Genomic DNA, 20,241 nt, shown 5'->3' with positions numbered 1-20,241 from the left:
GCCGTACGGCCGTCTGTACAGCCACCCGCACGACGACCCGCAGGCCGTGGGCCCGGGGCACCCAGGTGCCCCGGGCCCACGGCGTTCCGGCAGCGTCCGGAGGCCGGGGCGGGCGAGCGCGGGGCGGCTCCCGCGCAGCGCCGTTTCCCCCGCGCGCATGCCTGTGACCTGCGCGTCAATCGGACATTGATTCGCTTTTGATCGACTGTGAGCACCTTGGATGGGGCCGCTCCACCGGCTGGCCCCGCCCGCCCCACGACGTCGTGAAGAGAGTCCCATGCCGATCCATCTACTGCCCCAGCCGTCCCCCTCCGTGCCCGAGCAGGCGGGGTCCGGGGTCGACACCCGGGGCGCGGCCGTGCCCGTGCGGGCCGTCGGCGAGGAGCCGGTGACGGCCCGCTTCGCCGGACTGCGGCTGGTGCACGCCGCGCTGCGCCGGGACCTCGCCCGGCTGCCCAACGCCCTGCGGCTGCTCCAGCCCGGCGAGGACGACGCCGGCGAGGCGCTGCTGCGGCACTGGAGCTTCGTGACCGCGATGCTGACCTGCCACCACGAGCAGCAGGACAGCCGGATCTGGCCGATCGTGCGCCGCTTCGCCCCCGAGCTGCGGCTGCTGCTCAACTGGCTGGAGGCGGACCACCACAACCTCGACCACTCGTTCACCCGGGTCACCACGCTGGTGCGGATCGCCAGCCGGGACACCGGCAGCGCCTGGCCGGTGGCGTACGCGATGGAGGACCTGGCGGCCCGGCTGGAGACGCACCTGCGGATCGAGGAGCGCCAGTTGCTGCCCCGGATGGAGCGGGTGGTCCCGGAGGGCTCCCGGCTCGGCGGCCTGGGCGAGCTGATGGACCTGCTGCGCTCGGCGGACGGCCCGGGGACGGCGGACGCGCTGGCCTGGCTGCTGGAGGGCGTGGAACCGGCGCTGGTGGAGCGGCTGTTGGCCGAGTGCGACGACGACGTGGCCCGCAACTGGCCGCACTGGCAGGCCACCTACCAGCGCTGCATGGCGCCGCTGTGGGGCCCGGCCGGTGCGCTGGGCAGCGACCTGGGCGGTGTCGCCGACTGACCGCCGGTCCTTTTCGCGGCCCGTCGATCTACGCGCGTGGCATACCCCCGAGGCATATGCCGAGCCTCTCCGGAATCCGCTACCCGCAGTTCCAACTCCCCTCGCCCCCTAGGGGATTCGACCCATCACCCTCGGGGTCGCGGCTGTTCGGGCGCTCCGGGGCCGGCCAGGGGGTGCGTACCGCCGACGGCCGATGGCGGGGCGCGTCCGGGCGCCTACCGTCGACACCATGACCACAGCGAGCACCCCGAACTCCCACCGAACCCCTGCCCGGCGCCGCTTCGGGCCCGCCGTCCACCGCCGGGCGCTCCTCGCCGCCGGAGCCGTTCTGACCCTCGGCGCCGGACTGACCGCCTGCGACGGCGGTGTCGCGCTCTGCCTCGACGACGACAGCTGCGACGTCGTCGTCCGCACCGACGGCGCCGACGCCTTCAAGACCCTCCAGGTCTTCGGCGGCGACCGCACCGTGAAGATGACGGTCGGCCACATCACCGACAGCACGGTCGAGGTAGCGGTCGGCGACGAACGGAAGACCGTCGGCAAGGACGCCGAGACCGCCGTCGGCGCGGCGAAGGTCACCCTGCGCAAGGCGGACAAGGGCGACCGCTACGCCGAACTGCACGTCACCCACGGCTGACACCGCCGGCCCGCACGCCCGCACGCCTGCCCGCCCGACGCCTCCCCGGCGCCCGCTCAGGCCGTACCGACCGGCCGTGGGTGCGGCTCAGCCCGAAGCGAGCCGGAACTCCAGGTTCCCGAACCGGACCTGGTCGCCCGGCCGGACCCGCACCCCGCCCGCGATCCGGCGCCCGTTCACATGCGTGCCGTTGGTCGAGCCCAGGTCGTACAGCACCCAGCCGCCGCCCTCGCGCCGCAGTTCGGCGTGCCGTCGGGACACCGAGGCGTCGTGCAGCCGCAGCCCCGAGCCGGGAAACCGACCGATCGTCAACTGCCCCGCCCCGGTCTCCGGCAGGCTCAGCCCGGGCAGCCGCTCGGTGCGCCAGGCCCGGCGCAGCCGGTCCCCGAACGCGGAGACCCGGCCGACCGTCCGCAGCAGGAAGCGCTCGACCGGGTTCCCGGTCGGCAGCCCGGTCATCGCCTCGTCCAACTCGCCCCGGCTGGTGGCGTGCAGGACGATCTCCATCCGGCCGAGGAAGGTGTCGTGCGACAGCCGTCCGCTGCCCGCTCCGTCCTTGAGCACCCCGAGCGCCTGGTCCCGTTCGGCGTCCGAGGGGCGGACCGCGCCGGAGGGCCGGACGGCGCCGGTGCGGAACTCAGGAGACGTCATGGCCCGATTGTCGGCTCGGCCGGCTCGGACTGTCCAGATCACGCCGGGTGCCGGCGCACGGTGAGTACGTCACTGCACTCCAGACGCCCGGTGCGCCACCGCGGTTCCGGGTGCTTGGGAGGGGCAGGGGGTCAGCCCTTCCGGGCGGCCGCCAGGATCTTCTCGGTGGTGTGCAGGAACCGGGAGGTGACCGCACCCCGGTAGGCCTTGCCGAACAGTTCCCCGGTGACCCACTTGCCGTCCCGCAGGTGGACCACCACGTACGCGGCGCCCGGGTCGGCGCCGACCACCTCGTGGTCGCCCTTCGGTGAGAGGCGGGGGACGGCGAGGTCGGCGGGCAGCGGCTCGGAGAGGAAGGCCACGACCAGCCGGACGTCGGGCGTCACCTCGACGCCCTTGAACGGCTCGGCGGCCAGCAGCGCGGCCACCTCGTCGACCGTCCGCAGCAGCGCGGGCACCGGGTAGCCGAGGGACCGCTCCAGGTGCTCCTCGATGCGCCGGGTGAGGGCGGCGCGGTCCGGCTCGTCGGTGGTGAAGAAGACGTTGCCGCTCTGGATGTAGGAGCGCACGCCCCCGAGCCCCAACTCGGCGAAGAGCGCCCGCAGTCGCTCCATCCGCACCGTCCGGCCGCCGACGTTGATCGCCCGCAGGAACGCGATGTACGTGGTCGTGGTGGTCACCCCGCCAGTCTGGCATCGGCCCCTGACACCCGGAGGTTGCCCCTGGCGCCCGGCGGTTGTCGGTGCCCGGTGCCAGACTGGCGCCATGGTCACCTGGCAGGATTTCGAGCAGCAGGCACCCGAGCTGGCCCCCCTCGTGCGGGCCCGGTTCGAAGCCGAGAAGCACCACGTCCTGGCGACGCTGCGCAAGGACGGTTCGCCCCGGGTGAGCGGTACGGAGGTCGGCTTCGTCGGCGCCGACCTGATGCTCGGGTCGATGTACGGCTCGTCCAAGGCGCGCGACCTCCAGCGGGACGCCCGCTTCGCGCTGCACGCCCACCCGGGGGACGAGACGATGGCCGGCGGGGACTCCAAGGTCTCCGGCCGTGCGGTCGAGATCACCGACGAGGCTGAACTGTCCGCCTACGCGGCCGATCTGCCCGAGCCGCCGCCGACCGCCTTCCACGCCTTCCGGCTGGACCTGGAGCAGGTGGTGCACACCGCCGTGGGGGAGGGCCACCTGTGGGTCCTCAACTGGCACCCGGGCCGGCCGGTGCAGCGGATCCAACTGCACTGACCGGCCCCGGACGCCTCGGACACGTCGGAGGCTCCGGATGCGGCGCTGCTACGGCAGGACGGACTTGACCGCCTCGGGGGTCCGGGCCACGACGGCGTGGCCGTCGTCCGCGGTGATGATCGGGCGCTGGATCAGGATCGGGTGCTCGGCCATCGCCGCGATCCAGCGATCCCGGTCCGCCGGCTCCCGGGTCCACTTCCGCATCCCCAGGTCCTTGGCGACCTGCTCGTCGATGCGGGTGATGTCCCACGGCTCCAGGCCCAGCCGCTCCAGTACCTGCTCCAGCTCGGCCGCGGTCGGCGGATCCTCCAGGTAGCGCCGCACGGTGTACTCGGCCCCGACGGCCTCCAGCGCGCCGAGCGCCGACCGACACTTGCCGCAGCGCGGGTTGATCCAGATCTCCATACCGGCAACCCTACCGAGCCGCCCGACGGCCGGGCGCCAACCCGCCCGGCCCGGCGCCCCCGCCGGACGCGCACCCGGGCCGACGCCGGGCGAGCCCCCGGCCCGGCCCGGTACCCCCGCCGGACGGGAACTCCGCTGTACCCTCCGGTGGTTCACGCAGCAGGAACGTGGCCTCTGGGAGGGGAGCACCGGATGGACGGCGCGGCGATCATCGAGGAACTGCTGACCAGCGAGGGCCGGGCCGACCCGTACCCGCTGTACGCGCGGGCACACGCGCTGGGCGCGGCGGTGCCCGCCGGGCCGGACACCGTCCTGGTGGCCGGCCATGCCGCGGCCGACAAGGTGCTGCGCACCCCCGCCTTCGCCGTCGCGACCGCCGACATGATGGCGGAGCTGACCCCGGAATTCGCCGAGCACCCGTCGATGGCGCTGTTCGGCCGCTCGATCCTGCAGCGCAACGCGCCCGACCACCCCCGGGTCCGCTCACTGATCGCCTCGGTCTTCACCGCCCGTCGGGTGGCCGCGCTGCGCCCGGCGGTGGAGGCGGCGGTCGCCGGGCTGCTGGACGAGATGGCCGAGCAGGGCGCCGACGGCTCGCCGGTGGACTTCATGGACGCCTTCGCCTTCCGGCTGCCGGTCGGGGTGATCTGCGAACTGCTCGGCGTCCCCGAGCGGGACCGCTACCGCTTCCGCGACCTCGCCTCCGACCTGACCGTCGCCCTGGAGTTCATCGACGACCGCTCCGAGCTCACCAAGGCTGACCAGGCCGCCGACGAACTGGCCGGCTACTTCACCGAGCTGGCCGCCGAGCGCCTCGCCCGCCCGCAGGACGACCTGGTCACCGACCTGGCCCGGATCGCCGCCGACGACCCGGAGCGGCTGCCCGCCCGGGAGCTGCTGGCCAACCTGGTGCTGCTGCTGGTGGCCGGCTTCGAGACCACCACCAACCTGCTCGGCAACGGCCTGGCCCTGCTGTTCCGCCACCCGGAGGCGGCCGCCGGGCTGCGCAGCGGCGCGATCACCCCGGCGGGCTTCACCGACGAGGTGCTGCGCTTCGACTCCCCGGTCCAGCTCACCTCCCGGGTGGCGCTGGCCGAGGGGCTGGCCGTCGACGGGCTGCCCGTGCCGGTCGGCAACGTGGCGCTCCTGCTGCTCGGCGCGGCCAACCACGACCCGGCCCGGTACGACCGCCCGGAGGTGTTCGACCCGACCCGCCGGGACAGCCAGCCGCTGAGCTTCGGCGGCGGCCCGCACTACTGCCTGGGCGCCCAGCTGGCCCGGCTGGAGGCCGAGGTCGCGGTGCCCGCCCTGCTCGACCGCTTCCCCCGGCTCGCCCCGGGCGGCGTGCCGGCCCGGCGGGACCGCCTGGTCCTGCGGGGCTTCGAGACCCTGCCGGTGATCGTCCGCTGACGACCGTCTCGCCGCTGACCGCCCACCGACCCGGCTGCCAGCCGGGACGGGGGTCGTCACCGTCCGCCGGCCGGCCCTGACGCCCCGCTTCCGGGCCCGGTCGGCCCCGGAAACCGGGACGTTCGGCCATTCGTGGCCGGGTCCTCCGTAGGAGAGCATGGAGGGACGAACCGGTCATACCGGACCGGTCGGCCAGGAGGACCCACCGTGCCCGTAGCACCCCGCCCGCAGCATCCGGCGGCCGTGGAACCCCGGGCACCGCGCTGGGTGCCCTGGCTGCCGGTGCTCCTGCTGCTGCTCGACCTGGCCGCCGAGGCGATCGTCCCGGACGCGGTCGCGGCCGGCTTCCTGCTGACCGCGCTGCCCGTGGTGGCGGCGTTCAGCTACGGCCCGGCGCTGACCGCCACCACCACGGTCGGCGCCCTGGCGCTGCAACTGGTGCTGGCCGTGCGGGCGGGCCACATCAACGAGCAGCACCACGTCTGGGTCTACATCGCCACGCTGCTCTCCGGGGTGATGGGCACCGCCCTGTCCTGGCAGCGGACCCGGCAGAACCGCACCCTGCTGCACGCCCGTACCGTCGCCGAGACCCTGCAGCGCACCGTGCTGCGCCCGGTGCCCGAGCGGGCGGGCGGCCTGCGGGTGGCCGGCCTCTACCGCCCGGCCCAGGCCGAGGTCCTGGTCGGCGGGGACCTGTACGAGGTGTGCGACACCCGCTTCGGCGTCCGGGTGCTGCTCGGCGACGTCCGCGGCAAGGGCCTCGGCGCCGTCCGTACGGTGGCCGACGTGCTCGGCGCCTTCCGGGCGACCGCGCACGACACCCCCGACCTGGTCGACCTCGCCGACCAGCTGGACCGTGCCGTCCTGCGCGACGCCGCCGACCGGGGCGACGACGAGCTGTTCGTCACCGCCGTCCTGCTGCAGTACCGGCCGGGCTCCGACTGCGTGGAGATCGTCAACCGGGGCCACACCACCCCGCTGCTGCTCACCGAGCACACCATCACCCCGGTGTCCTGCGCGGACGAGCTCCCGCTCGGCCTCGCCCACCTCGGGCCCCCCGACGAGCGCGGCAAGCCGACCGCCGTCGCCCTGCCCCCGGGCCACACCGTCCTGCTCTACACCGACGGCGTGAGCGAGGCCCGCGACGCCACCGGCGCCTTCTACCCGCTGGCCCCCCGGCTGGCCGCCCTCGGCACCACCTCGCCCGACCGGCTGGTCTCCTTCCTGGCCCAGGACGTCCACGAGTACGCCGGCCTGCTCGCCGACGACCTCGCCGTCCTGGCGCTCACCCCGGAGCGCCCGTAGGCCTTCCCCGGGTGAACTCCCGCAGCCCGAGCCCCCGGTTCCAGCCCTGCCCGCCTGCCTGCCTGCCTGCCTGCCCGCCCGCCTGCCCGCCTGCCTCCGACAACGCGCCAGTGGCGCCGCTGGGGGCGGCGCCACTGGTGTCGGTCGGGTGTTCAGTTGTCCGTCGTCGGTGTCAGCTGTGTCGTCCGGGTCGGCGGTAGACCATCGCGCACAGCGCCACACCGCCCAGGACGGCGAGGGCGCCGAGGGCTGCGATCAACGCGTCGGGCGCCGAGCTGCCGGTGTTGGGCAGCGTCCCGCCGCTCGCCGACGGACTCGCGCTGTGGGTCGGGCCGGCGGTCGGGGTCGTACTGCCGGACGGGGTTGCGGTCGGCGAGGGAGACGTCGACGCGGTCGGCGACGGCGTCGGGGACGGCGAGGACGTCGGCGACGGGGAGGAGGTCGGGGAAGGGGACGGCGACGGTGACCCGGTGGGGGTGGTCGGCAGGATCACGCCCATGTCGAGGTCGAGGTCGCGCTGCCCTCCGCTGAGCGTGACGGTCTGGGTGATGCCGGTGGCCGGGTCGGCGTCCGAGTCCTTGGCCGGATCGGTGCCGACGCCCCGCTTGGTGACGGTGGCGCCGGCGGGCAGGGTGGACAGGTCGAACTGCACCGCGTAGCTGCCGTCGGGCAGGTGGTCGAAGAGGTAGTGGCCGTTCTGGTCGGTCACCGTGGTGACCGGCTTGCCGTTCTTGTCGCGGACGGGCTGGCCGTTGCCGTCGAGCAGCTTCACCGTGACGCCGGCGATGCCCGGGTCGCCGGGCTTCTGGATGCCGGAGCCGTCCACGTCCTGCCAGACGAAGTCGCCGAGCGCGTTGTCGGAGGGCTTGGTCTGCTTGACGGCGACGCCGACCTTGGCCGGCTCGGCGGGCAGCAGCTGGCGGCCGCCGGCGTCGGTGGCGGTGAAGGCGAAGCTGTTCCAGGCGTACTCCCCGTCGGGGGCGTCCACCGAGGCGACCATGGGCCAGGTCAGGGTGAAGGCCTCGCCGGAGGGCAGGCTGCCGGGGCGGCGGACCCGGAACCAGGTGGCCGTTCCCGGGCCGGGGAAGGTACTGCTCCAGGTGGCGCTGCTGTTGCAGCCGGTCCGGTTGACCAGGGCGGCGTCGACGCACGGGTTGGGGTCGGTGGTGTACTCGATCACCACGGTCGGGTCGCTGGTGGTGATCGGCTGGCTCAGCGACGGCGTCCAAGCGCTGCCGCGCGGAGCGTCCTGGGTGAGGACGTAGTTGTCGCCCGGGGTGGGGAGCTTGTCGTAGGCGATGAAGTCGGTGACCGGGTCGGGCGAGTCGTTGCGGACGGTCATCCGGTAGGAGATCCGGCCGCCGGGGGTGGCGCTGCCGATGCTGACGTAGTCGGCGTCCAGGTCGCCCATGACCTCCTTGTACGAGCGCAGCACGCTCGGCACGTCCACCTGGATCCGGGAGGAGTCGTGGCACATGAGCTCGGAGGTGTCGCCGTTGCCGTTGAGGTCCAGCAGGTCCGGGACGCCGCTGTCGGAGCCGGAGAACATGCAGGCGACCGGCGCGGTCGGCCGGTCGACGGTCACGTAGATGTCGTTGGTCAGCTCGCCGGAGCGGATGCTGCTGGCGACCTGGACGTCGAAGAGCATCCGGTAGGCCAGCGCGTCGTGCAGGTACATCATGTCGGGCGCGCCGGGCGGCCATTCCATCCGGACGATCTGGCGGCCGTCCGGGCCGGGGGTGACGGTGATCGACTGGGGGGCCTTGGCATCCGGGTAGGCCGGGTCGGGCCGGGCCGAGCCCTCGACGTAGACGACACCGGCCGGGAGCACGTCGTACAGCACGAGCGGGCGGGTCAGGTCGCGACCGCTGCGGTTGTACGGGATCACCTGGAAGGTCGCCATGCCGCCGGGTGCGGACAGCTCGCCGGCGACGGTGGTCTTGGCCGCGCCGAGGTTGGTCGCGGCGGTGACGGTGGTCGAGGCGCAGGCGTTGGCGGCGGAGGTGCTGGTGCCGTCGCCGGCGGTGGTGTCCAGACAGTTGGTCAGCGGGCTGGGGGCCGGGCGCCCGTCGTGGCCGGGGGTGACGACCTGGGCGATCACCTGCACCGAGTTGCCCGGGCTCCAACCGGTCGGGATGGGGCCGTCCCAGGTGAACCTGAGGCCGTCGAGCCAGCGGCCGGCCGGGATGCCCAGCTCGTCGCGGGCCGGGTCACCGGCGCCCTGGACGAAGGTGATCCGGCGGGTGCTGGAGCCGTCCAGCGGGCTGGACGGGCTGAAGGTCAGCCAGGTCGGGTCGCCGTCGAGGCGGTACTGCAGGGTGAGCCCGATGCTGGTCGGGTTCCACGGCTCCAGCTGGAGGGACTGCGGGAAGAGCCAGTTGTACAGGCCGTCGGTGGTGCCGGCGCCGGGGTCGGTCATGGTCAGGCTGGTGGCCGGGCCGGAGGTGTTGGTGGCCGACAGGCTGAAGGAGTTGATGTCACCGGAGGTGACGCTGTCGCGCCACACCTTGCTGGCGGTCACCATCACACCGGTGGCCGGGGGCCGGAACTGGCCGGTGGTGGTGCCGGCGGTGTCGAGCTTGCGCTCGGCGTCCGGCCCGATCGGGTCGCCGTACAGGTCCACGGTGTTGTCGGAGGTCGTCCCGTCCGGGAATTCGGCCTCCGGGTAGTTGACGACCAGCACGCCCGGCAGCCGGCAGCCGCCGCGGCCGTTGCCGGAGCGGAACTCCCCGATGTCGTAGCCCCAGGTGTTGGGGCCGGGCGCGACCTGGCTCCAGCCGGGCGAGCGGCCGGTGTCCACCACGGCGCCGGGCGGCAGGGTGTCCAGCAGCCGGCTGGTGTCCAGGTCGACGTTGGGCACCAGGTCGGTGGCGCAGGCGCTGAACTGGTAGGTGACGGTGCGCCCGTCGCTGCTGGAGGTCTGGATGCCCTTGGTCACCGTGTACTGCGGCTGCACCTGGGCCTTGGTGTCGGCGGTGGCGGTCTGGCTGGGCTCACCGGTGGCCGTCATGGTGGCCGAGTTGGTGGAGGCCGCCCCGTCGGGGGTGGTGAAGTTCGGGTACTTCATCGTCACCGTGATGGTGGCGGTGGTGCCCGGACTGAGGTCCTTGAGCCTGATGTCCATGGCACCGCCCATCGCCCCCGCGGCGGGCACGGTGGAGGCGGCCTGGTCCACCGAGGAGGGGTCGGGCGTCCAGCCGACGAACTGCATGTTCGACGGCAGGGTGTCGGTGATCCGCCCGTTGGTGCACTCGGTGATGGAGCAGGTGTACCGGAGGGTGTAGGTGACGTTCTCCCCCGGGGAGGCGGTCGCCTTGTCGACGGTTTTGGTGAAAGAGATCGCGGCCTGGGCCGGCGGCGCCAGCACGCTGCTGCCGAGCAGCGAACCGGCCAGCAGAGCCAGCACCGAGGCGATCCGCCCGGTCCGGAAGTGAATGCGCATCTGGGAAGTTCATCCGACCGTCCGACCGTCCTTCCCCCGACGCAACGCACAACCCCCCACTTCCACCCGATCGGCCGCACCTGCCGACAGGGCCCCGTCGCGCCCGAGAAGAGCGCGACGGGGCCCTGAACAGGCTTCATGCCCGCACCGGCAACCGCGACTTAGAGGTCGTAGTGCAGCTCGAAAATGCCTCTGACCTGCGGAAATGGGGGTCCTGTGGAAGGTCGTTTCACGATCGGTGCACACGCGGCGGCCATGACGATGAGATGCGCTGGGAAGTGCCGAGCGGAGCCCCGGCCCCAGCTCGCCTCAGCCTCCGTCCCGTCGTACCGCTGCTTCCCTCTCTTCTTCCCCTTCATCTGCGGATTCCTCCGGATCGGGCCGGGCGGCAGCTGAACGGTCGTGGCTGCTGCGGCGTAACTCATCTTGGACTCGCCGCCAAGCACGGATGATCGGAGGCACTTTCGACAGCACTTCGCCGATTTGTGTCAGCAGCAAGGTGAGGCAGCCGAACGACGCGAGAACGAGAAGGGTCACCCGATCCCAGCTCACCGTGTGACCCCCGCTCCCCAGGTACCCGGCCCAGCTCGGCGTGACGTGATCAGGAATGCGGCCGGCTCCCCGCTACAAGGGCTCGGACAGATGAGGCCGAGGACTCCGGCAATGGCTCTGGACATGTCGACACTCCGCACCTCTCGCCGGTACGACTGGTTCCGCGGCTGGCGAGGCCGTCGGCCGCTAACCGAGCAGGGCATGACGGACGAGCCACCCGAGGGCGTTCACTCCCAACCGGTCCGGCTCCTGGAGCAGCGCGGTCTCCACGGCACGGAGATCAGCGAGCTCCGGGGGTGCGGATAGCCGGTCCAGCGAGGTGAGACGCTTCATCGCAGCGTCGACGATGGCGGGCCAGCCGGGCATGCCGAAGTGGTGCGTGGCCTTGAAGGCAGCTGTGAACGCCCGGTGCAGAACGGCGTCGCGCCAGCCCTGCCGACGCATCAACTCCTCGGTGATCCAGATCTGTTCCTCGATGTTTCGGACGAACTCGGCGACGGGCCCGGACGCGGCGCGCAGCGTGAAACGGGAGCCGCCTGCCCACGGGAGGTCCAGGTCCGAGGCGACGGCCGTGAACGCACCCAGTCGTTCAGGCCCGCCGTCACGGGCGGCAAGGAGCGCCTTGCGGGCCCGACGGTACAAATCGACGCCCTGCGCGAAGACATCGCCGGCGTCCGGCCCGCCGGGTGCTGCGCGGATAGCGTCGAGCGGTTCGTTCAGCAGGGCTTCGGCGGCCAGCCCGGCAGCCGCCGCGCTCAGCAGAACCTCCGGGTCGCCGGGATCGATTCCGAGACGAGCGAGCGCGGCCGAGGCCTGCTCCTCCAACCCCGGGAACAACGGGGGCGGCTCCTCGGGCCGTGGCGCGAAGAGTGCGGCGAGCTGCGGGGACAGGGGAGCCGGGCCGGGCTCCTCGATGGAGACGCCGTGCTCCAGGAGGTCTTCGAAAATGGCGTCCGGTCCACAGTCGATGTGCGACGTGTCATGCCGCCCCGAGCAGTCCTCGGGGCACTCCAACTCCTCGCACATCTCCGGTTCCTCGGGCTGCGCCTCATTGACCAGGTGGTAGACGAGCCTGTCGGCCACGGTCCCGCGGGCCGTGATCACGGCGCTGCCCATCAGCATCTTCGCGTTCGTCAGCAGGTGGTCCTCCCGGCCGACCGAGGCCGGAGGCTCCGGGGCGTCGGGGACCCAGGTGTGGGCCGACTCCAGCGATATCGACAGCCAGGCGATCCGCAATGGCGGGACCTCCTCGTTCCCGGCCAGCTCGGCGACTTTCTCCGCGGCCTGCCGGACCGCGTCGAGCCGGGCCAAGTAGTGGTCACGGACCGATTCCCAGGCCTCGGAATCCTTGCGGACTTGTTCGGCGTTCCGCGCCAGGCCGGCGTCCCGGGTCTCCCGCGCCCGGGTGACCAGTCGGCTCAGACACGGGCGGCACCCGGACAGGCCGGCGTCCGGAGCGGGGCCGAGCGGCACCGGCCCGAGATCCCGGCCGAACGGGGCGCCGCACACGCAGCAGTCCAGGCTCGCCATCTGCTGGCCCGTCGGTATGGCGGGTAGGGCGGCACGGATCGTGCCGTGTGCGTAGGCAGGGATGTGCACGGGGCGAACTCCTCGGGTGTCGTGCTCCGCTGGTGTCCTCACCATGCTCACCTGGGCATTCAGTCATTAGTCACCAAGCGGAAGATTGGGCGTCGAACTTGACGGAAGCTGACTGCGTCGTACGTCGCGGCAGCGAAACTTGACACCCCCGGCAGGAGCCTGTTCACCGGCCGGGAAACAGGAGGATCCACGTGGTAGACACCCCGGACGAGTCCCGGCCGGAGGGCTGGCACCAGGAACTGGTCGACGCGTTGCAGGAACTGCACCGGTCAGCAGGGAAGCTGAGTTTTCGAAAGGTGAGCACGCTGATCCGCGAGCGTGACGACCCGCTGTCCGGCCCCAGCCACGAGACTGTGCGGTCCGCGATCAACGGAAAGCAGATGCCGCGCTGGGAGACGGTGCACGACATCGTCATGGTGCTGGCGGGCCTGTGCAACTCCCCTCGGGACGAGAAAGCCGAGGTCGGGAGATTCCTGCTGCTATGGCGGGCAGCCCGCGAAGGAGAGAAGGGCGCCCGGAAATCGTTCCAGGAACTGGCCAACAGCGGCTGGGGCGGTGAGGACGGCAAGTGGACACCCGAGATGGTCATGGGCATCCTGGTCAACCCGTTCAGCGCCATCCAGATCGCCCCCGGGCTCGCCGCCCCGCACGAACCGATCATCTCCGAGGACGTGTGGATCCGGGCGATGGAGAAGTTCATCGAGGAGGGCGGGGCCGAGCACGCACTGAGGGTCCTGCTGCACACACTGAAGGGCGACTACATCGGAGCCGTCGAAGGCACGCCGTTCGGCTACCAGGACATGGACCGGGAGGCGATGGACGCGTACGCGGCCTTCCAGTACGGCTGCCGGGAAGTGCGCCGCCGCTTGCGGGCGGAGCCCAATCTTCTCGCTGAATCGATTCGCGCGATGCGGGCCGACGAGACGATGGACCGGGACGACCGGGCGGAGATGCTTGAGAACGAGTCGGACCTGGGCCTGATGAGGGAAGTCATGATCGTGACCCCGGACACTTGGGACGACGTGTCCGAGGAGGCCCACCACATGGTCTTCGGCTACCTGATCAAGCAGATAGGCCCACCCGGCCCGCTCAGCCTGCCGGACGCGGATCGCTTCCCCATCCTCTGGCGCATCCCCGAACCTTTTGCGGAGTAATCCCGACCCGCACCTGCCCGGGCGGCGGCGGCTTCGCCGCCGCCCACGAGGCTGTGCACCAGAACGGTCTCGCGGTCGCTTCGTCGCCCCACTGTTGGGAGTGGAACGGCTTGGCGCGGGGCCGCCGCAGTTTAGATCGGGTCGCTTAGCGCCGGAGGAGATCGGCCAAAGCGCGTAGAGCAAGCAAAAGTTGACTGGTCATCAGATCAAGAATCTGTGCGGCCGCGCGCCGGCGGTGGCTCCGGCGAGACCAGACCGCAGGCAGGACAACGCCCAGATAGAGCAGCAGGAAGACGATCAGGACAACGACGCCCGGAGAGGAGAGCGCGGCGGCACTGGCTCGGACAGCATCCGTGGACGGCACGAGAGGATCCCTTTCGCGAAGAACTGGTCGATCGGGACTCTCGCTGTCCGACGGGTCTGTGCGGAAGCCGGATTCTCCGTTTGTACAGTCGAAGCCAAGAACGGGAGGCCACCGCCATATGCCAAGGGGCCGTCCAACGACAGGGCGCGACAGATGGGACAGGTGGGATGGCGTGTCGGTAAGTCCGGTAAGTGCTGAGGAACGATTCCGATTGGAACTGCGGACCTTGGGGGAGTGGCGCCTCAGCAGGCTCAGGCCTGCGCCGGCTCTGCGCGGTCTCGCAAGCAGCGCTCGGGTCGATTCGCCTTCGACGGTCAGAGGTTGGCTCCTTGGCCGGAACCTGCCGGTGTCCGCGGAGCGCCTGATCGGGCTGGTGCGCGCGATCGATGCCGAGGCGAAGCGTCAAGGAGTGGAGCCGCTGCCCGGCGAGCGGCACCTCTTCGACCTTGACCACTGGCGCCGTCGTCATCGGGACGCCGCGGCTGAACGGACTGGCGGGCAGAACTTTGGGACCGCGCGACAGCTGGCTCACTCGGACGGAGAGCTCAGCGTCGTCGCCTCGTTCGACCTGCCGCGCCCGCTGGCCGCCTGGCAGCCAGAGCGGCTCGGTGTGCACGCGGCGATCGCCGATCCGCTGCGGACGGCCGCGGCTGGCTTCGTGCTCCCGGCGTACATTGCCCGCCGCCACGACCATGAGCTGCGGGATTTGTTGACGGATGCCGCTTCCGGAGAAGACGCTGTGCTGTGCGTGCTGAGCGGGGTCAGTTGCACCGGTAAGACCCGCACCGCGTACGAGGCGGTCGCGGCCTGCCTCGCCGACTGGGCGCTGGCCTATCCGAAGGACGCCGACAGTCTGTGCCAGCTTCTCGCTACCGATGCTCTCGGTCCCCGCACCGTGCTGTGGCTTAACGAGGCTCAGGAACTGCTTGGTGGCCCCGGCGGGGAGGCCTCCGCTGCAGCACTGCGCCGACGGTTGGAGCAGTCAGGGCCCTTGGTGATCATCGCTACCCTTTGGCCGGGCCACCGCCACGAACTGACCTATTGTCCGGACGGCAATCAGGACCGCCACCCCCAGGCCAGAGCCTTGCTCACGGCGGCGCGGGTGATCACCGTCCCAGCAGTCTTCGACAATGAGGCGCTGGCGCGCTTGCACGAGACGGACGACGGGTCACTGGCCGTGGCCGCGCGAACCGCTCCGGATGGCTTCGTCACCCAGACCCTAGCGGGCGGTCCAGCTCTGGTTCAGTGGTACGAGCAGGCGGACGGGGTGCCGGACTGCTACGGCAAGGCTGTTGTTACGGCCGCGATGGACGCGCGCCGACTCGGCCACACCTCCCCGCTCCCGCTCGCGCTGCTGGAGGCGGCAGCGCCCGGCTACCTGACGGACGCCCAGCGCGCGGCAGCGCCAGCAGACTGGTTCGAGACCGCGCTGGTCTTCGCCCGGACCAGGATCAAGGACGTGGTGGCGGCACTTGGCGATGTCGCCCAGGACCACGGGATGGGGGCCCGACCAGGAGTGTGCCGACTTGCGGATTACCTCGACCATTACGCCCGGACGGCTCGGCATGCGTCCTTCCCACCCGCCTCGTTTTGGCACGCCGTTGAGCGCCACGCGGCGACCGCCGCTGATCTGTACGAACTGGCCTGCTCCGCAGAGCGCAGGGGCCGCTTGCGTCTGGCTGCCACATTGCTGCGCCGCGCGGCTAATGGTGGGCACGGTCCAGCCTGGACCGCGATCGTCTCGATGATGGCGTACCGGGACCTGACCGAGGAAGCCGAAATTCTGGCGCGATCCGTCCTGCAGAAGGGAGACCCGGAGCCGATGCTAGACCTGGCCTGGACGCTCAATGAATTCGGTCAACCCGATGAGACCGAACGGCTGGTCCGCGAGGCGGTGACAACTGGGCATGCCTCCGCGCTGACCTCCCTGGCCACGGTGCTGTGTGACGGCCCGGAGGCAGAAGAGGCGTTGACAAAGGCCGTGGCACTCGGAAGTCCCGAAGCGCCCTTTCTGCTGGCTAGGTTGTGGCGGAACGCGGGTGACCTCGAGGAGCACGAACGGCTCCTGTGGTTGGGAGCGTCGGCAGGCGACCGCGATGCCAGAGGCGAACTGGTATTGCTCAAGTGCCAGGTCGGCGAGTGGGACGAGGCCGAACGCCTGGCCCGATCATTCGCAGAAGGCGGCGACGGATTCGAACTGGCCATGATGGCGATGCAGCAGATCGATGACCGGACCGAGGCCGAACGGCTGGCTTGGGCGGTCGTCGAGCTGGCCGACCGGAACGTCCTCGGCGCGGTGGCACAGCGTTGGCAGGGTGGGACGTTCGCGGCCGTCATGACACTGATGGGACTGCACTCGGACGACGAGGTCGGCGCGGAGGCCGTTCTGCATCGCCTGGCAGGGTTTCGGAACCCGCAGACCTGGGCGGTGGCGGCCTGGCACCTGGAGAGGCATCACCCGGGCTGGGCTGAGGCTCTGCACCGACGTGCGGCAGAGTGGGGGAACCTCTACGCGCTGGAGCGGCTGGCCATGATGGAACGTCACCGTCACGCAGTCGGTGCCGAGCGCACGCACCGGGCCGCGGTCGATGCCGGCTGCGGCGTCGGCCCGCTCGCTGCTCTCTGGGAGGCCGAGGGTAGAACGGAGGAGGCCGAGCAGGTGCGTTGCTACGGCCTGGAGGTTGACGGTTCGATCGCCGATCCCTGGCCGTTCTAGCCGCCGTGGCCCGGCGGCAGCAAGTGGGCCCGTCACTGGTTCCTGTCGCCATGTGGCGGAGGCCGTCGCTAGTGATGGCTGCTGTAGGGCCTGGCGAGAGTTCGATCTGCGTGCACACTCATTTCACATCGACAACCAGTTGAGGTGCGACTGGCTGTCGAGGGCGCGGCGTTTCCGCAGGTCAGAGGCGCCCCTACAGGTCGTAGTTCTGATCGAACATGCCTCTGACCTGCGCAAATGATGGTCGCATGGAAGATCATTTCACAACCAGTGCACACGCGGGGGCTTCAACGGATGAGATGAGTCGAGAAGTGCGGAGCAGTGACGAGGGATCGCGTTGGCTGGTCGCTGCAGGGCGCTACGCAGTGCTACCGAACTTCGAACCGGCTCGTATGCGCCGCGTCATCCAGTGCCTCTGTGTTGAGGGTAAACGCCGGAATGCCGACCTCCCGAGGGTATCGACCGGGGAGGTCGGCATTGGCGTTCTTGCCGCGCCGTGCAGTGCCCAGCACTGCTTTTGCCGCGGCGACCAGCGGCTCTGCTCGGTCCTGCTCGGTCCTACTCGGTCCGCAGCGCGGTGGCGGTCCGCGACCGGGCCGCCCAGCCGGCCGGCAGCAGTGCCCCGAGCAGGGCGATCACGATCCCGCCGGCCAGCAGGGGGATGAGCAGCCCGGCGGTGTAGGTGTGGGTCACGCTCGGCGGCAGGTGCCGGCCGATCGCGTTCCCCATCGGGTTCAGCGTCGCCTTCTCCACCGCGACCCCGAGCGGGACCCCGATCAGCCCGGCGATCAGGCCGGTGAGTGTCACCGAGGTCAGGACCATCGCGATGGTCTGCTTGGGTGTCATCCCGAGGGCCTTGAGGATCCCCAGATCATGGACCCGCTCCCGGGTGTCCTGCACCACCATGCTCAGCACCCCGAGCGCGGCGACCGCGATCATCATCAGCGTGAGCGTGGCCACCAGGGCGCTCATGGTGAGCACCACGATGTTCTTGCCCGAGCTCGAGTTCGACTGGACCGAGGCGTTCAGCGGGGTCAGCGCGGCGGCGGCCGAGGTGGACCAGTCCGATCCGTTGACGTTGTCGGTCAGCTCGACGTTGAACTGGTCGATGTGCGGGGGCAGACCGGCGGCGGTGAAGGTGGCCGCATCCGTCATGACGGTGTAGTCGCCCTGGTTGGTGTCGAAGTTGATGCCGACGACCTTCAGCGGCAGTTGCTTGTTCTGCTGCGTCACGGTGACGTCGTCACCGACGTGGATCCCCGCCGTCGTGGCCAGCTTGTCGCCGACCACGGCCTCGCCGGGCGCCGAGTACCAGCGGCCGGACACCAGCTCCAGGTGCGTCCAGGAGAAGTCGCCGGTGACCGTGAACACCTTCGGCGGTTCGCCGCCGGGCGGAGCGCCGACCATGGCCGCGCCGCTTTCGCCCCAGCCGAACGCGGCCTTCGTGCCCGGGATTCCGGCGAGCGCGGCGGCCACCTTGGCGGCGTCCAGGTGCGGGGTGCGCGGGTCGTTGGGGCCGTAGAGACCCCAGGGCACGCCCACGTCGGCTGTGGGTATCACGATCTCCGACGCGACGTTGAAGCCTGAGGTGCTGGCGTCCAGGTACTTGGTGAACCCGGTCCCCAGCCCCACCGCGAACGTGGCACTCACCACGCCGAACAGCACCGCCGTACCGACCAGTACGGCCCGGGCCGGCCGGGCGAACGGCTGGGCCAGCCCCAGCGACATGGCCCGGGGCAGCGGCAGCCGCGAGGCCAGACGCTGCGCCGCCTGACCGCCCCCGGCCTTGGGGGCGCGGCCGACCACCAGGGCCCGCACCGTCGACATCCGGCCGGCTCGCAGTGCCGGGATCAAAGCTGTGACGCCGACGATCAGCAGGGTGCCCAGCGACACCACGGCGCTGACCCACAACGGAATCGTGGTACGGGCCGCGCCGAGCTGCTTGGTGGCCCCGTCCAGGATCGGCACAGCCAGGAGGTTGCCGAAAACCGTGCCGAGCACCACGCCGAGTGTCGCCGGGATCATGGCCTGCGCGGTGTAGGCGCGGGCCACCTGCGAAGGGGTGAAGCCCAACGACTTCAGAATCCCGATGCGCCGGATTCCCGAGGCCACAGCCCCGCTGACCACGATCGAGATGATCAGCACCGACATGAACAGCCCGAGGATCCCGAAGCCGATCAGGAACGGCACGTAGGCCTTGGCGTTGCCGGTCGCCTGCTGCTCCGTGGTCAGGTACGACTGTCCGCCCTCGACCGCGCCGGCCGGCGCGGCGGCGGCCACCGCCTGCTTGTCGGTGGCGATGTCGGTGGCGGTCCCGGCCTCGGCGAACCGGTAGAGCATCTGCTCGTCGGACTTGGCACCGGCGGCGGTGAGCCGCGCGAAACCGTCGGCGGTGGCGAAGGCGGTCGCGCTGTCGGTCACCGAGCCGCCGAAGCCGACGACCTTGAACGACGGCTTGCCCGGCAGGGAGGAGAACACCACTGAACTGCCGAAGCAGTCGGTGGCATAGTGCTGCCACGGCAGGGCGATCTCGTCCGGGCTCGTCGGCCAGCGCCCCTGGGTCAGCGCCAGTTGGTCCATCCCGGAGGTGCTGCCCAGGTCGGGCCGGGTGGTGACGGTGATCGGATGGTTGTCAGTACCGGCGAAATCGTTCTTGGGGCAGTCCGTGCCGACGGTTGTGTCCAGGGCGGCGGCGACCGGGTACGGCCCGGCCGCCTCGGTGACGCCGGCGGCGTGCGCGGTGGCGGTGGCCTGTGCGGCCGTGACCTTCGAGCCGTCGAACTGGACCGCCAGGTGCGCCCCGTTCCGGGCGCTGAAAGCGTGCTCGAACGGGGCCTGCACGACAGTCAGCAGACCGAGGGAGAGTACTGAGGACGTCACCGCGGCGAACGTGGTCAGGGCCATGACGATGGACTGGACCCGACGGCGGCCCACGCCGGAACGTACGACCTTGCCCAGGGCGCTCACCGGACCGCTCCCGCCGAGCTGTTGACGGTGGCGCCGCCGGCGGTGTTGACCACGTCCCGCTCGACCGCGCCGTCCACCAACTCGATCGTGCGGCGCGCGGTGCTCGCGGCCAACTGCACGTCGTGGGTGACCAGCAGGATGGTCTGGCCATCGCTGTTCAGCTCCAGCAGCAGCTGGCGCACGTCCTCGGCCGAGCTCGAGTCCAGGGCGCCGGTCGGCTCATCGGCCAGTAGCAGCGCCGGCTCGTTCATCAGGGCCCTGGCCACCGCCACCCGCTGCCGTTGCCCGCCGGACAGCCGCTGCGGATAGGCATTGACATGCCGGTCGATGTCCAGCGAGCCGAGCAGCTCGACGGCCCGCCGCTGCGCTTCGCGCTTGCCCATCCCGGCCAGCTGTGCCGGAACCATGACGTTGTCCAATACGGTCAGGTCGTCCAGCAGGTTGAAGAACTGGAAGATCATGCCGATGGAGGCCCGGCGGTACTTCGCCGAACCGGCCTCGCCGAGCTGGTCGACGCGGGTGCCGTCGACGGTCACGGTGCCACTGGAAGGCTTGTCCAGACCCGCGATCAGGTTCAGCAGCGTGGACTTGCCACTGCCGGAATGGCCGAGGATCGCCACGCACTCACCAGCCGCCACGGACAAGGTGACGCCGGCCAGTGCGGGCGGGCCGTCGTCGTACTTCTTCGTCGCGTCGCGGAGGTCGATCATCGGTGCATTCGTCATGGCCATGAA

General features: G+C 71.1%; 14 protein-coding genes. 7 read left to right on the top strand and 7 right to left on the bottom strand.

The features are described from left to right. Positions 1–277 precede the first annotated feature (277 nt). Positions 278–1,069 (top strand): hemerythrin domain-containing protein, encoded by a 792-nt coding sequence (locus AB0R04_RS17850; RefSeq protein WP_159398408.1) that lies wholly within the window; start codon positions 278–280, stop codon positions 1,067–1,069. A gap of 229 nt (positions 1,070–1,298) precedes the next feature. Beyond that, positions 1,299–1,706 (top strand): hypothetical protein, encoded by a 408-nt coding sequence (locus AB0R04_RS17845; RefSeq protein ID WP_363372152.1) that lies wholly within the window; start codon positions 1,299–1,301, stop codon positions 1,704–1,706. An 87-nt stretch (positions 1,707–1,793) separates the two neighbouring features. Here AB0R04_RS17845 and AB0R04_RS17840 read toward each other — a convergent pair whose 3' ends face one another. Together AB0R04_RS17840 and AB0R04_RS17835 are read right to left on the bottom strand one after the other, a co-directional pair. After that, on the bottom strand, positions 1,794–2,357 hold the full coding sequence (locus AB0R04_RS17840) for a DUF1707 and FHA domain-containing protein (protein WP_363372150.1): 564 nt from the start codon (positions 2,355–2,357) through the stop codon (positions 1,794–1,796). A 131-nt stretch (positions 2,358–2,488) separates the two neighbouring features. After that, positions 2,489–3,037 carry a DUF1697 domain-containing protein gene (locus AB0R04_RS17835; protein ID WP_244293337.1) on the bottom strand — a complete coding sequence of 183 codons (549 nt, stop codon included), beginning with the start codon at positions 3,035–3,037 and terminating at the stop codon, positions 2,489–2,491. Between the two features lie 85 nt (positions 3,038–3,122). Between AB0R04_RS17835 and AB0R04_RS17830 the strand changes: the two genes are divergently transcribed. Continuing rightward, positions 3,123–3,593, top strand: coding sequence for a pyridoxamine 5'-phosphate oxidase family protein (locus AB0R04_RS17830; protein ID WP_363372146.1), 471 nt, complete (start codon positions 3,123–3,125; stop codon positions 3,591–3,593). Positions 3,594–3,641: 48 nt separating this feature from the next. Here the strand turns inward: AB0R04_RS17830 and AB0R04_RS17825 are convergent, their stop codons facing one another. After that, positions 3,642–3,998: an arsenate reductase family protein gene (locus AB0R04_RS17825; RefSeq protein WP_363372145.1), complete on the bottom strand. Its 357-nt coding sequence runs from the start codon at positions 3,996–3,998 to the stop codon at positions 3,642–3,644. 192 nt (positions 3,999–4,190) lie between these two features. Between AB0R04_RS17825 and AB0R04_RS17820 the strand changes: the two genes are divergently transcribed. Together AB0R04_RS17820 and AB0R04_RS17815 are read left to right on the top strand one after the other, a co-directional pair. After that, positions 4,191–5,408, top strand: a complete 1,218-nt coding sequence (locus tag AB0R04_RS17820; protein WP_363372142.1) for a cytochrome P450 — start codon at positions 4,191–4,193, stop codon at positions 5,406–5,408. Positions 5,409–5,615: 207 nt separating this feature from the next. Then, positions 5,616–6,713, top strand: coding sequence for a PP2C family protein-serine/threonine phosphatase (locus AB0R04_RS17815; RefSeq protein ID WP_363372140.1), 1,098 nt, complete (start codon positions 5,616–5,618; stop codon positions 6,711–6,713). A gap of 172 nt (positions 6,714–6,885) precedes the next feature. On the opposite strand, the gene AB0R04_RS17810 is transcribed toward AB0R04_RS17815, so the two are convergent. Next, positions 6,886–10,155 carry an SdrD B-like domain-containing protein gene (locus AB0R04_RS17810; RefSeq protein ID WP_363372137.1) on the bottom strand — a complete coding sequence of 1,090 codons (3,270 nt, stop codon included), beginning with the start codon at positions 10,153–10,155 and terminating at the stop codon, positions 6,886–6,888. A gap of 738 nt (positions 10,156–10,893) precedes the next feature. Then, positions 10,894–12,018: a hypothetical protein gene (locus tag AB0R04_RS17805; RefSeq protein ID WP_363372135.1), complete on the bottom strand. Its 1,125-nt coding sequence runs from the start codon at positions 12,016–12,018 to the stop codon at positions 10,894–10,896. A 584-nt stretch (positions 12,019–12,602) separates the two neighbouring features. On the opposite strand from AB0R04_RS17805, the gene AB0R04_RS17800 reads away from it, so the two are divergent. Beyond that, positions 12,603–13,460, top strand: coding sequence for a hypothetical protein (locus AB0R04_RS17800; RefSeq protein ID WP_363372132.1), 858 nt, complete (start codon positions 12,603–12,605; stop codon positions 13,458–13,460). Positions 13,461–14,170: 710 nt separating this feature from the next. Further along, the gene (locus tag AB0R04_RS17795) at positions 14,171–16,540 is read left to right on the top strand and encodes a hypothetical protein (RefSeq protein ID WP_363372130.1); all 2,370 of its coding nucleotides are present in this window, start codon (positions 14,171–14,173) and stop codon (positions 16,538–16,540) included. Between the two features lie 558 nt (positions 16,541–17,098). Here AB0R04_RS17795 and AB0R04_RS17790 read toward each other — a convergent pair. Beyond that, a complete protein-coding gene (locus AB0R04_RS17790; RefSeq protein WP_363372127.1) occupies positions 17,099–19,507 on the bottom strand; it encodes an FtsX-like permease family protein in 2,409 nt (802 codons plus the stop codon). Beyond that, positions 19,504–20,232, bottom strand: a complete 729-nt coding sequence (locus AB0R04_RS17785; RefSeq protein WP_363372124.1) for an ABC transporter ATP-binding protein — start codon at positions 20,230–20,232, stop codon at positions 19,504–19,506. The genes AB0R04_RS17790 and AB0R04_RS17785 overlap by 4 nt, the downstream gene beginning before the upstream one ends. Positions 20,233–20,241 lie beyond the last annotated feature (9 nt).

Origin of the sequence: Kitasatospora sp. NPDC056731 (assembly GCF_040687675.1) — a bacterium.
GTDB lineage: Bacteria > Actinomycetota > Actinomycetes > Streptomycetales > Streptomycetaceae > Kitasatospora.
Note: the sequence above shows the minus strand (reverse complement) of the source record. Positions and strands in the feature narration are given on the sequence as shown.